This window comes from Legionella israelensis (assembly GCF_004571175.1).
GTDB lineage: Bacteria > Pseudomonadota > Gammaproteobacteria > Legionellales > Legionellaceae > Legionella_D > Legionella_D israelensis.
In genome coordinates, this window is record NZ_CP038273.1 from 371,501 (window position 1) to 384,898 (window position 13,398).

Genomic DNA, 13,398 nt, shown 5'->3' on the forward strand with positions numbered 1-13,398 from the left:
AAAATGAAAAAATCGCGGTATACAGAAACACAAATTGTCAAAATTCTAAAAGAAGTCGAAGCAGGTCGGCTGGTAAAAGAAATTTGTCGTGAATATGGCATTTCAGACGCAACCTATTACAACTGGAAAGCAAAATATGGTGGTATGGAGGCATCCGATATAAAACGTCTGAAAGATCTTGAAGAAGAGAACCGTCGTCTAAAGCAGATGTATGCTGAGCTAAGTCTTGATCACAAAATCCTGAAGGATATTGTCGAAAAAAAGCTGTGAAGCCATCTGTGAGACGGGAGCTGGTTGATTATGCAGTGAATGCTCATACTGTGAGTTTACGCCGGGCGTGTAAGGTTGTGGGTATCAGCGACTCAGTTTATCGATATAAGCCGGATAGCCAATCTGATGAAGGCGTTATTGTGGCATTGCAGGAATCATCCGAACGCTATCCGGCGTATGGCTTTAGTAAATTGCTTAAAGTCTTACGCCGCCAGGGTCATAGGTGGAATCATAAACGTGTTTATCGGGTGTATTGTGAACTGAAGCTCAATATGCGTCGTAAAGGCAAAAAACGGCTTCCTAATCGCTCACCCGAACCACTGAGTGTGCCAGCATCCATTAATCAGTGTTGGTCTATGGATTTTATGTGTGATGCGTTGATGTGTGGCCGACGCTTCAGAACATTTAACATAGTAGATGATTTTAACCGTGAAGTGTTGGCTATCGAAATCGATTTGAGCCTGCCTGCTCAGCGAGTGGTTCGCGTATTAGAACGTGTTGTTGCATGGCGAGGTTTGCCTGCTAAATTACGCATGGATAATGGTCCTGAATTTATCTCAAGCACATTAGCAGACTGGGCTGAAAAGCATCACGTGGCTTTAGAATTTATTAAGCCAGGTAAACCAACGCAAAATTCATTTATTGAGCGATTCAATAGAACTTACCGCACGGAGATATTGGATATGTACGCGTTTAAAAATTTACAAGAAGTCAGGGAGCTGACAGAAAACTGGATAAAAGAGTACAACGACGAAAGACCCCATGATTCACTAAATGATTTAACGCCGTGGGAATATCTGGCAAAAAATCAGCCAATGAACTCTAATTTAGGATGCCACTAAATATGGGGGGTTTACACAAGTTATAAAGAAAAATTAGAACATATACAGTCACCAGAATCAAAGCTTACAGCTAAAAAAGAATTAGCAATAAAATATCTAAGCAATCTCGAGGTTGCTCAGATAGGTGAAATATTTGGATTTGATGACGGTGAATTGGATGATACCTATCATTTTGTGAAAAGAATCACTCCTGCCAATTCGAACAAACCTTTTGAAGAGAATAATACATTTGCGCTTGTTATTGAAAGCTATTATTCTGACAGGGAACCATATACTCTTTATATATCTAAAGATCAATTGTTAGAATTTGCCGCTGAGCAAAATAAAATCGACTTAAAACAAGAGGATGAGAACCAATTGAATATATAGGCATGTGAAGCTCAGGGATATACAGACGTTCTTATGACCCAACATGCTCTACATAAGCATTTTAATTATTTTTAACCTGTCGGTCTTTCGCAGAAGCATGTCATTTCCTAACTAAACTTCTAAATGCTTTAAAATAAATCTTCCTGCGTTAATCCTACTTTTTCTAATAAACCTCTTAATGTTTTAAGAGCTTCAACCTGAATTTGTCGAACCCGTTCGCGTGTCAGGCCGATTTCCTTGCCTACATCTTCCAAAGTGGCCTTCTCAAACCCCCGCAAACCAAAACGCCTTGCGATGACTTGCTGTTGATTTTCAGTTAATTTATCCAGAAAAGACTCAATGTGTTGACGAAGGTTCTCATCTGTCAGTAATTCCGCGGGATTTAAGCTGTTTTCATCGGCTATAGTATCCAATATTGATTTATTTTCATCATAACCAATGGGTGTATCCACAGATGTGACCTTTTCATTAAGACCAAGCAATTTCTCAACATCTTCAAGAGGCTTATCCACCATATCAGCAATTTCTTCAGCGGTAGGTTCATGATCCAGTTTTTGCGTTAATTGCCTTGCTGCACGTAAATAAACATTTAACTCCTTAACCACATGAATTGGCAATCGGATGGTTCTTGTCTGATTCATAATGGCACGCTCAATGGTCTGTCTTATCCACCAAGTGGCATAGGTAGAAAATCGGAAGCCCCTGTCCGGATCAAATTTCTCCACTGACTTCATAAGCCCCAAATTTCCTTCTTCTATCAGATCAAGCAATGGTAGACCACGGTTTAAGTAACGGCGAGCTATTTTAACGACAAGCCTCAAGTTGGACTCAATCATTTTTTTTCTGGCCGCTGTATTCCCTTTCAAAGCAAGACGAGCATAATGTACTTCTTCCTCAGCTGTCAAAAGCGGAGAAAATCCAATTTCACTTAAATACAATTGGGTTGCATCCATAGCTTTTGCCATTCTTTTACCTTTTTGATAAGTAGGAAATAAATCCTCATCGGTAAAATCAGGCAAATCGTCAAGCTCACTATCCTCATCATCATTATCATTGTTATTGTTATCATCAGTCAACAAATTATCATCCGCTTCATCCCAAGCCTCATTCTTGTTTAATTTATCTTTTGCTGACTTATCATCTGTTTGCATCTTCCCACCCGTTGAGTTGATTCCTAAATAGTAATAACGTAATACCCTTATTGTTGCAAGAGCAATAAAAGGTATCTCATCCTTTTTTCTCTAAAAAATTCAAAGGATTAACCGGCTTTCCTCTTTTTCTGATTTCAAAATGCAAACCCCTGTACCGTCTGTCAATAATACCCATATCGGCAATAATCTGACCAGACTTAACATGCTGTCCTTCACGGACCAAATTTTTTGCATTGTTGCCATAGGCAGTGAGGAACTCACCGTTATGTTTTACAATAATTAAATTTCCATAGCCTGAAAGACCATTCCCTGCATAAGCAACAATACCGTCTGCAGAGGCTCGGATTTTATCCCCCGCTTTCCCGGCAATATTTATACCTTTTTTCCCTTGCTGCGGAATAAACGAAGCAGCGATTTGTCCTCGTACCGGCCACATCCAGAAAGATGTCCTTGAATGAGAACTTGCTAATACCTTTGATTTCGACCTGAATATGCTTTTTTTCTTTTTTTCTGGTTTTTTTAGTTTTTTGGGATACTTACTAGCTGCTGAAAACTGTAGTTTCAGCTTTTGTCCGACGTATAATGAGTATGGATGTTTTAATTGATTGACATCAGCCAGATCATGATAATCCTTATCATATTTGAATGCAATGGCATACAAAGTATCACCTTTTTTAACTGTATATGTTTTTTCATGAATAGAGTAAGGCTGCCATTTCAACTCTTCAATAGGAGCCGGTACGTCTCGTTCGCTACAAGCTCCCAGTAATGGAAGCAAAAACAAGGATAGCCATGTCCTGCTTTTGATGAGCATCATGCATTATCTCAATATAACCATTTCATGATTAAAAAAACAATAACAAAAACAATAACCGATGACCATCCTATAACATCGATATATTTACCGAGGCCATTATGAAGTTTTGCACCGTAAAGATACATAATGGTGGATACCAGATAAAAACGAAGTCCTCGTCCTATAATCGATGCCAGCAGAAAAGGAAAAAAGGCCATTTGTAACGCGCCTGCGGCTATAGTAAATAATTTGTACGGTATGGGTGAAAAACCGGCCAGAAAAATCATCCAGACACCATAATATTGAAACCAGCTAACGACCTGTTGGTAACTGTCTTCGTAATGAAAATACACGAGATAAGTATAAATAAATTTTATACTGAACCAACCGATACAATAACCAAGAATTCCACCAATCACTGAAAAAAGTGTCGTTATTAAAGCATATTGCCAGGCTTTTTCAGGCTTTGCCAGTCCCATGGATAACAGCATAACATCGGGGGGAATGGGGAAAAAAGAAGACTCGGCAAAAGAAACTGCCGCTAGATAATAAGGCGCGTGCCTATGTTGTGACCATGCAATGGTTTTTTGATAAAGTGTCGAAAAAAATTTCATGATAAATGATTCATTCCATTTAACCATATCGAAAGCTGATCAAAAATCTTGTAATAAGTCATATCCAGATGCAGGGGAGTAATAGACACAAAATTCTGACTAATGGCATAAAAATCAGTTCCGGGCCCGGCATCCGCTTCCAATCCGGGGGGACCAATCCAGTAAATGGGCCGACCTCTCGGATCATATTCCTTGATCACAGGCTCAGCACTATGGCGAGTACCGAGTCGTGTAACCTGTAGTCCTTTGAGTTTTTCATAAGGTAAATCAGGAACATTCACATTAAGAATGGTTTGTGAGGGCAGTTTATTTTCACTCAGTTTTTCAACCAACTGGCGCGCAACTCTGCCGGCAGTATCATAGTGTTGAATATTATTGCCCACGACAGAGATTGCTATCGCGGGCAAGCCTAGATAACGACCTTCCATAGCAGCGGCCACTGTGCCGGAATATAAAATATCATCTCCCAGGTTGGCACCATCATTAATCCCTGATATCACCATATCAGCAACGGAATCAAAAAAACCTGTTAATCCCAAATGCACACAGTCTGTCGGTGTCCCTTCCACACTATAATGGCCATTATCCATCTGTCGCACACGCAAAGGGCGAGTCAAAGTCAAAGAATTGCTAGCGCCGCTTCGATTTCTATCCGGTGCAATAACATCTATATCAGCAACAGTGGATAACTCATTAGCCAGAGCACGAATTCCAGGAGCTAATACACCATCATCATTGCTGACCAATATTCGCATCATTACCTCTCAGGAGATTCAAACAATTTAACCATAATCAATCGATCAGCCAGCTCCTGCTGTTTTTTCTGCAATGCATCCTGTATCTCCTGTTTATTTTCAGGATTATTTTTTAACTGCTCCTTTTTTTGAGCAATTTGCTGTTGTAACTCTAATATTTTATTTCCAAATTTTTGTGGATTGGCCTGTAATTGGGAGGCCAGTTCATTAAATGTAAGCGCGATGCTTTTCAATTGGGAGCAACTAACATATCTGGGGGATTGATTTGGACAGCCCATTAAGGCTTTTTGCAACTCTTCAGGATGAGCTTGATAATATTGTTTATCTTTAACTGCACAGGCCGTCATTATTAATGCTAATAATGATATTATCAAGTGCCTTTTCATCTGTTTACCTCATGCTGACTACAATAAGTTTTGGATATTACCACCTGTTAAACGTTAAAGCCATGTTGATAGCTATTTTCACAACAATTCACTGATACAATCACCTGTTTTTTTATTTGAGCAAATTCTTAAAAAACAATAAAATATAAGTTATACACATCCGAACAGGTCTTTAAAAAATCATGCTCAGATTCGAGGTTAAATGCGATGAAAAAACTGGGGAACGTTTCATTGAAACTTCTCTTGCCGGAAAGCCATTATTAACAACACCCCAATTAAATAAGGGTACAGCTTTCACCAATGAAGAACGAAAAGAGTTTGGCTTACTTGGCAAATTACCTCATCATGTTGAAACTCTGGATCAACAAGTTAAGCGCGCTTATCTTCAGTATTCAAGCTATACCACTCGATTACAGCAAAATATTTACTTAAATAATCTTCATGACAAAAATCAGATTCTTTTTTATAAACTTTTAAGCCGTCATCTAAGCGAAATGCTGCCAACGATTTATACTCCTATTGTAGGTACTGCTGTCAAACGATTCAGCCATGAATATCGTCAACCTCGCGGGTTATATATTGCCCATACAGATAAAAATCAGATTGCTGAAATCCTCAGCAACCGCTCCAATCCAGAAATAGATCTTATTGTCGTAACGGATGGTGAAGGCGTTTTAGGGATAGGCGATCAAGGTATTGGAGGCATGGATATACCAGTGGCGAAACTGATGGTTTATAGCCTTTGTGGAGGTATTGATCCGACACGCACTTTACCCGTATTTCTCGACGTGGGTACAAATAATCAAGAATTACTTAATGACCCCCTTTATCTCGGCTGCAGACATCCTCGAATCAGCAGCGATCAATACGATGCCTTTATTCATAGTTTTGTCGATGAGGTTCATAAACAATTTCCAAATGCCTTCCTTCACTGGGAAGATTTCGGCCGTGGTAATGCCAGACGAATTCTGGATCAGTTTAAAGATGAAATCTGCACATTTAATGATGACATTCAAGGCACAGGGGCCGTCACCTTATCCGCCCTGCTTGCAGCTTGTGATATTACGGGTATTAATATAGAAAATCACCGAATTGTTGTCTTTGGTGCAGGTTCCGCAGGTACAGGCATCAGTGAACAGATCATTGACGCCATGATGCAAAGAGGTTTGACTGCTGAAGAAGCCTATCAACGTTTCTGGTTAATAGATCGTCAGGGTTTGTTATTGGAAAATGATTCTGATTTAACGGAATCACAACGATCTTTTGCACGAAAAATAAAAGATATTGCAGACTGGCCTATCCATGAAAAAAGTGCCCCTTCTCTGACGGATACCGTTAGACAGGTTAAACCGACAATATTAATTGGTTGCTCTGCTCAAACGGGTGCTTTCTCCCAGGACATCATAGAAACCATGACAGCCACTTGCGAGCGCCCGATTATATTTCCTTTATCCAACCCCGATGAAAAATGCGAAGCGAAACCTGCCGACATTTTATCCTGGAGCCAAGGGAAAGCGTTGATTGCCACAGGTACAGCATTTTCCCCAGTGGAATATCAGAATCGAATGGTGCAAGTCGCCCAATGCAACAATGCCCTGGTCTTTCCTGGAATTGGATTAGGTGTATTAGCCGTACGGGCAAGCCGTCTAAGTAAAACCATGATTTGGGCCGCTTCGCAAGCATTAAGTGAATTTGCACCGAGCAAAAAGGACAGTTTTCTTCCTCTTCTTCCTTCTCTGGACGATGCACAAGCTGTGGCCCAACATATTGCTGTGGCCGTAGCGCGTTGTGCAATTAATGAAGGTTTGGCTCAATGTAACCAGGACAAGAATTTGGAAAAACTCATTCAGGATCTTTACTGGAAACCACGTTATTTACCTTTTAAACGCATACAGGAATGAGTCCAACCAGTTTCAATCTTGTGTTTTTGTTTCTGTATCTGGCATTCCAGACTGATTGAAATAGACATTGACTTCTTTCAAAGTCCCTTCATTTTCTTTTTCCCACGGTCTGGCATATTGAAAAAGCATGGTTGTTTTATCGGGGTATTCCTTACCTTTACGTAAAACAAATTTGAACTGAGTATGCCCACCCGCCCCCATTAAATTGGTTTTTTCTCGCTCATAATATGTTCTTTCCAAATTAAGGAGTGATTTGTCATAATTTTTAACTGTCCACTGATAACCTGTGGTTGGATTGGAAGCCAAGCTCACGATAAAGAATTTTTTTTGCCGATCAACGTTTAACGTCATGCTATTTTCAGCCTGAACACATACAGCCGCTAAACATAACCCTATTATGGCCAAATATCTCATTGTTTCTCTCCTCTCCTGATTCTCCTGATCATTATCTATTCTCCAAGATGATTCAAGGCGCTCGTTTTGCCGTTATTTCCTTAACTCGACCGTTTTCAAAAATCACTTCATAGCGAAATTCCAAGGAAGAACGTTGATATATCCATATTTCTCTTTTTTTGCTTGTCGCACCAATCAGATAACCGGCAGGATTATAAAGCGGCACTGTTTCTTCAATTACCAGCTTATCCAAAGGTTCACCACATTTATTTTCTACATCATAATAAGTATCACCTTCATAAACCAGTTTCTGGGAACATCTCATTGCATTAGCCGGTAACGCCAATAACATAAAAATAAGAAATATAAACAAACAGACTCTGGCATACATAATAAATCCTTGTACTTTATCCCTGTACTTTAATTGTAGGAATAGAATATAAGTACCGTATATTAAGCGTAGCATGAAGTAATTATTTTTGTTTACTGAAAAGACTGAGGGAACTTTTTAAATCATCCAATAAATAACTCATGTTACGCAGCACAGTATTTTTTAGAAGATTTGGACGCATTTTGGAATTTTAAAGCGCAGTTTACATGAAGTAAATGAGCATTTGAAATTGCAAAAATGCGTCCAAAGAGGCAAAAAAGACGAAGCAGCGTAACATGAGTCAATAAAACTTAATGTTTACCCGCCTGATAAGCACAATAGTCTTTCTTAAGTTCGTCTTTCGCCTCATCGTGAAGATTGATACCAAATTTTGTAATAAACCTCAAAGTAGATTTCATATAATGATACTTAGCTTTTGTCATCTGTAGGACAATGCTTTTAGCCGCATATTCTGGTTTTTGTGATTTCTCTAATATTTTCTTTTTACTACTCCCTTTAAATTGCGAAGAAAAAACTTCTTCTTCAGGAATAAAAGGCTTGTTTTTTAATAAACAACGCATCACGTAATAATATGAATGTAAATCCTGATAGCTAAACTGCTCTTCTACGGTATGACTATATAAATCCCTTTCTTTAATGCGAGATAATTTTGGATCATGAATTTTCGCTAAGAAGCTGTTTTGATTATTCTTTTTTGTGTTAACACAACTGAAAGATAAGGTGGCTGAGAAAAAAATCAAGGTAAGGCTTAAAGCAAATGCAAAGGCTAGAGGGCCTCCAGTGAACAGACAGAGCATTGATAACCCACCTCCTAATAATAAAATACCGCTCAAAACAGAAGTCATTTTTTTATGGGAATAGGCATAATATGCCGCCGGACGCAGAACATATCGAAACGGAATCATCAAGCCATAATAAACAGCAGCGCGTCCTAAAGAATAAAGCCATAAATTACGGTGCTTATTTTTTATATTCTCCTCTTCAACATCGTATAATTTAAATTCCGTCTCTGCAAAACCGGCATAATTCAAAGGATGATCGACAAATCCATTAGGGCCTTTTTTATCTTTTGGGGGAATAACTTTAATGAACAACCAATCTTTTTTCCAGATGCCAAAACGGGAAACAGGATCATCAGCCTGCTGCTGGACAATGACCAAGGGCTTGGAATCCATCAAATCCCAATGATCATACGCGGGAGCACCATAAGGATACAAACCTGGTGGATTCAATGCATCCACCCTCGATATATATTCTCCTTTATCTATCGCCAATTGTAAGGCAAGAGCACCGCCTAAGCTTATGCCACAAACATGTATTTTCTCCTTTTGTTTTTGTAACCAGTTAAAAATACGTTTTCTACCGCTTTGATATAAAGAAAATCCAGCAGTATGAAAGGCTTGCATATCGGTATTAATCTGAGTCCAGAAGCCCTGGCCTGCTGGATATGTTGTCCCCATGAAAATCAAATGAGATTCCGCTTGTGTGTTGAAAATAGGTTCAAGCCCATAAGCGAAAACCCGATCCTGCTCTTGTATAGCGATGGTTTTCCAGCCATATCTCGGTGTTAATTCAATGGGTACAACTTTATATTCAATTTTTTGCCAAGAACCATTCACCCATTGCGGAATGTGGAAAGATTCATAAGGAGTAATATCTGAATAAGGAAGCAAACTTAAACAATTGCTTAAATACAATTGTACCTGCCTATATTGTTGTCTATTTAAACGAGCTTGCTTTAATTGCTGATAGAGATAATCAAAACCTTCCTGAAATGCCTGGCGCATGCCTATTAAAAATTCCCGGTCACGAGAAATGAAAACAGCATGGAATAATCGCCAGGATGAAAGTTGCCTCCAATCATCGCGCCACCCCATCATTAATATTCGTAACGCATTTCGTGAAATTATTTTCGCATGATGAGCCGAATTCTCTTTTGTTAAAGGTTCAAAATCTGAATCAACAAAAAAGTGTAATTCATATCCACCTGCATATATTCCTTTTTCAAACATATTCCTTTGCCTTTTCATATGGCCATCTCATTAATTTATCAGTACTAAAGAAAAACCTGAAATTTATTGTAGACAACTTTTCCTGTCGTAAGGGGTTTCCTTAAGTCCGGGTATGCATAAATGGTTTATTTGCCATAAGATAACTTGATCTTAACAGACAATAAGGAGATCATTTTCGTTTTAAAGAAAAAGGAGTTACTGTGGAACACGAAACGATGGAATTTGATGTTATCATTGTTGGAGCAGGACCTTCTGGCTTATCAGCAGCTATAAAGTTAAAACAACTTGCCATGGCCTGTGAAAAGAACATCAATATCTGTATTCTTGAAAAAGGAGCCCAGATAGGAGCCCACATCTTGTCCGGTGCTGTTCTTGAACCCAGAAGCCTGAAAGAGCTATTGCCTGAGACCTGGCAAGAAGCTCCTCTGGATACTCCAGTAAGTCAAGATAAATTTCTTTACTTCACTGCCAAATCTTTTTATAAACTCCCAACTCCTAAACCGATGAACAATCATAATAATTTTATCATCAGTCTGGGGGAGCTCTGTCAGTTTTTAGCAAGCCAGGCTGAGGCTTTGGGTTGTGAGATTTATCCTGGGTTTCCAGCTACAGAAGTGCTATACAATGCTCAAGGTGAAGTCATAGGTGTCGCCACAGGAGACATGGGAATTGATAAGAATGGAAATAAAACTGCCAATTACCAACCGGGTATGCATTTACTGGCAAAACAAACGCTTTTTGCCGAAGGATGTCGAGGACAGTTGAGTCTGAACCTGATGAATCGTTTTAATCTGAGAGAAAACGCAAATCCCCAGACTTACGGCATAGGATTAAAAGAAATATGGCAAATTAAAGAAAACAAACATGTCCCGGGGCAAGTGATCCATACCATTGGCTGGCCATTGGATAACCAGACTTACGGAGGCTCTTTTATCTACCATTTTTCAAAACAACGCGTTGCGTTAGGATTTGTAATAGGGCTTGACTATAAAAATCCCTGGTTAAATCCCTTTGCTGAATTTCAACGTTTTAAGACTCATCCAGCAGTTAAAGAACTGTTAACGGAAGGTGAAAGGATCAGTTATGGTGCCAGGGCATTAAACGAAGGAGGTTGGCAATCCTTGCCTAAATTGACCTTTCCTGGTGGAATGTTAATTGGTGATGGCGCCGGTTTTCTCAATGTTCCCAAAATTAAAGGTATCCATACAGCAATGAAATCCGGAATGCTTGCTGCTGAAGCCTGCTTTGAAGCACTTGATGAAACAATGGATGAACAAAAGGAATTGACTGCCTATTCAAAAAAAGTGAAGCAATCCTGGCTTGGCGCTGAGCTTTATAAGGTACGTAACATTAGACCCGGATTTAAACATGGGTTAATCCCGGGGCTTCTTAATGCTGCGTTTGAAACTTATATAACGAACGGTCACTCACCCTGGACTTTGAAAAATCATGCCGATCACAAAACATTACTTCCTGCGGATAAGGCAAAAAAAATAAACTACCCCAAGCCGGATGGCATTCTCACTTTTGACCGATTATCCTCCGTATATTTAAGCAATACGTTTCATGAAGAAAATCAACCATGCCACTTAAAACTCAGAGACCCTCAACTCGCCATCGAGAGCAACTATAAAAGATATGCTTCTCCTGAAATCCGTTATTGTCCTGCCGCAGTTTATGAGATCATTGAAACGGATACAGGACCAACGCTGCAAATTAACGCGCAAAACTGTATTCATTGCAAAACCTGCGATATCAAGGATCCTGAGCAAAATATTGTCTGGGTAGCACCGGAAGGCGGCGGCGGTCCTAATTATATTAATATGTAATTCATTGATATCAAAGGCATAAAATGTCTTTGATATCACTAACAAATATTATCTTGTAAAGCAAGCCTGATAATGCAGGTTTTTATCGTGGAGCGATTGATTATGACTTAAACATCTTGTTATTTTCAAAATCTTTTTTCTTTTTTAAACTCCGAACCAGTTTTTTTTAATACAAAAACTTATCCAATTTCTAGTGACAAAGCATGTCGATTTAAGTTACTGTTATTAAAGTTAACTTACAGATAGAAAAAATAATTTAACCTGATGTTTGACTCTTTCTTAAATTGCAAATGGCTACAGTATCCTCAAAGTGTACATCAATTGATCCCTGCAGCCAAACTGCAGAGATTTTAAAAATTGAGCATCGTGTTAATTTATTAAAAAAATAAAGAGGTTTTTTATAATGGATATCACCACCGTTTCTTTTGAAGAACCATTAATCATTAACATTTCAGGTAAAATAGTTAAACTTGTGGCGTTTAAAACCCAGGAACACGGAAACATCAAGTTTGGTGTTGATGCACCTCGTTCAGTCAATGTCCATCGTGAAGAAATTTTCCATGCAATAAAACAAAAAGAATTGGCTGAAGAAACCGATTGATTTTTTATGACTCAGGTTAATGCAAAATGTATTTATATTGTTTCATTATCCGTCTTTACTTTATCTCTCATCGCTTATCTCATTAATTTTACGGTAACCCAATATCCGGGAAACAATTATTTTCCTGGAAACACAGGTTATGTTTTTATTACTCTTTTACTGATGTATGCAGGACTCGTGATATTATGGGGGAAAACAAGTCATACTGCAGTTGCCATAAAAGAAGTACTTTATCTATTCATGGTGTTTGCCATCATTGCCTTTGCCAGCAATGCTGTACAATTTACACCATTTAAACCTATAGATGAAAAACTTGTCTTAATAGAAAATTATTTCCGCATATCAATGCCGAAAATCGTTGCCTGGACTTATTCATACCCTTATTTCAGATTCATGTTGGAATTAAGTTATGCAACATTACCTTATCAAATGAGTGTTCTGCCCCTCATGGTTATCATGGCAAGAGGTTTTCAATTACTGAGAGAATATTATTTTTTATTACTAGTTACCGTGTTACTAGGATTCCCAATCTACTATTTTTTTCCGACAACCGCCCCAGCCAGTATCCTTTCCAGTCCTTTTTTTACAGAAGAACAAATTGCTACGGGATTAAAATTCAATCAAATTCATCAATACATACCACCCACAACAATGGAAGGCGGTCTCATTGCCTTTCCCTCCTTTCACGCTATATGGGCGTGGTTATGTCTATATTTAATTCGTCCATGGAAAATAGCTTTTTCGATTCTACTGATACTAAATACCTTCCTCATTGCTTCTTGTGTGTTATTGGGGTGGCATTATCCCATCGATATTCTAGCAAGCGTTATATTGGTTATTTTCAGCCACTATTTATTGGCTAAATGTAAAAAACACTGATATTAAGCGAATGAGAATCAAACTTTCGTGCTCAAATTGATTGGCGATCACCATAGATTCAATATTGCTTGAAACTTTCCGTAGAGTTCCGGCTGCGATTTTTAGGAAAAATTCGTTTAGCGACACCAAGGCATTTATACCTTGGTGTCGAACAAGATATTGGACTGGATCCCGTATAAAAGCTTCGCTTTTTTACGGGATAACGTTCG

Annotated in this window: 14 protein-coding genes; 6 read left to right on the plus strand and 8 right to left on the minus strand. The window is 38.7% G+C overall.

The features are described 5' to 3' along the window. The first annotated feature begins 3 nt into the window (after window positions 1-3). Both E4T55_RS01605 and E4T55_RS01610 read left to right on the plus strand, forming a co-directional pair. Window positions 4-1,112 (plus strand): IS3 family transposase gene (locus E4T55_RS01605; RefSeq protein WP_238583443.1). Its coding sequence is split into 2 segments (ribosomal slippage): window positions 4-256 and window positions 256-1,112, totalling 1,110 coding nucleotides; the frame shifts between segments, so codons are not numbered across the junction. A gap of 153 nt (window positions 1,113-1,265) precedes the next feature. Next, window positions 1,266-1,481, plus strand: a complete 216-nt coding sequence (locus E4T55_RS01610; RefSeq protein WP_058502389.1) for a hypothetical protein — start codon at window positions 1,266-1,268, stop codon at window positions 1,479-1,481. Window positions 1,482-1,609: 128 nt separating this feature from the next. Here E4T55_RS01610 and rpoS read toward each other — a convergent pair whose 3' ends face one another. The 5 genes from rpoS to E4T55_RS01635 all read right to left on the minus strand — a co-directional run bounded on the left by rpoS (window position 1,610) and on the right by E4T55_RS01635 (window position 5,183). Then, entirely contained in the window at window positions 1,610-2,632 is a 1,023-nt protein-coding gene (rpoS, locus tag E4T55_RS01615) for an RNA polymerase sigma factor RpoS (RefSeq protein ID WP_058502390.1), read from the minus strand. Window positions 2,633-2,708: 76 nt separating this feature from the next. Then, window positions 2,709-3,449 (minus strand): peptidoglycan DD-metalloendopeptidase family protein, encoded by a 741-nt coding sequence (locus tag E4T55_RS01620; RefSeq protein WP_058502391.1) that lies wholly within the window; start codon window positions 3,447-3,449, stop codon window positions 2,709-2,711. Between the two features lie 8 nt (window positions 3,450-3,457). After that, complete coding sequence (locus E4T55_RS01625) at window positions 3,458-4,042, minus strand: YqaA family protein (RefSeq protein ID WP_058502392.1); 585 nt, start codon at window positions 4,040-4,042, stop codon at window positions 3,458-3,460. After that, a complete protein-coding gene (surE, locus tag E4T55_RS01630) occupies window positions 4,039-4,797 on the minus strand; it encodes a 5'/3'-nucleotidase SurE (RefSeq protein WP_058502413.1) in 759 nt (252 codons plus the stop codon). The genes E4T55_RS01625 and surE overlap by 4 nt, the downstream gene beginning before the upstream one ends. A 2-nt stretch (window positions 4,798-4,799) precedes the next feature. Continuing rightward, window positions 4,800-5,183: a hypothetical protein gene (locus E4T55_RS01635; protein ID WP_058502393.1), complete on the minus strand. Its 384-nt coding sequence runs from the start codon at window positions 5,181-5,183 to the stop codon at window positions 4,800-4,802. A 182-nt stretch (window positions 5,184-5,365) separates the two neighbouring features. Here E4T55_RS01635 and E4T55_RS01640 point away from each other — a divergent pair, with 182 nt between their 5' ends. Further along, window positions 5,366-7,084, plus strand: a complete 1,719-nt coding sequence (locus tag E4T55_RS01640; RefSeq protein ID WP_058502394.1) for an NAD-dependent malic enzyme — start codon at window positions 5,366-5,368, stop codon at window positions 7,082-7,084. 12 nt (window positions 7,085-7,096) lie between these two features. Here the strand turns inward: E4T55_RS01640 and E4T55_RS01645 are convergent, their stop codons facing one another. From E4T55_RS01645 to E4T55_RS01655, 3 genes are all read right to left on the minus strand, one after another. Next, window positions 7,097-7,498, minus strand: a complete 402-nt coding sequence (locus tag E4T55_RS01645; RefSeq protein WP_058502395.1) for a protease inhibitor I42 family protein — start codon at window positions 7,496-7,498, stop codon at window positions 7,097-7,099. 52 nt (window positions 7,499-7,550) lie between these two features. Further along, the gene (locus E4T55_RS01650; protein WP_058502396.1) at window positions 7,551-7,868 is read right to left on the minus strand and encodes a DUF2845 domain-containing protein; all 318 of its coding nucleotides are present in this window, start codon (window positions 7,866-7,868) and stop codon (window positions 7,551-7,553) included. Window positions 7,869-8,158: 290 nt separating this feature from the next. Continuing rightward, a complete protein-coding gene (locus E4T55_RS01655) occupies window positions 8,159-9,880 on the minus strand; it encodes a hypothetical protein (RefSeq protein WP_065236007.1) in 1,722 nt (573 codons plus the stop codon). Between the two features lie 200 nt (window positions 9,881-10,080). Between E4T55_RS01655 and E4T55_RS01660 the strand changes: the two genes are divergently transcribed. From E4T55_RS01660 to E4T55_RS01670, 3 genes are all read left to right on the plus strand, one after another. Then, window positions 10,081-11,709, plus strand: a complete 1,629-nt coding sequence (locus tag E4T55_RS01660) for an electron transfer flavoprotein-ubiquinone oxidoreductase (RefSeq protein WP_058502398.1) — start codon at window positions 10,081-10,083, stop codon at window positions 11,707-11,709. Window positions 11,710-12,112: 403 nt separating this feature from the next. After that, entirely contained in the window at window positions 12,113-12,310 is a 198-nt protein-coding gene (locus tag E4T55_RS01665; protein ID WP_058502399.1) for a carbon storage regulator, read from the plus strand. A gap of 6 nt (window positions 12,311-12,316) precedes the next feature. Beyond that, the gene (locus E4T55_RS01670) at window positions 12,317-13,189 is read left to right on the plus strand and encodes a phosphatase PAP2 family protein (RefSeq protein WP_058502400.1); all 873 of its coding nucleotides are present in this window, start codon (window positions 12,317-12,319) and stop codon (window positions 13,187-13,189) included. Window positions 13,190-13,398: the final 209 nt, after the last annotated feature.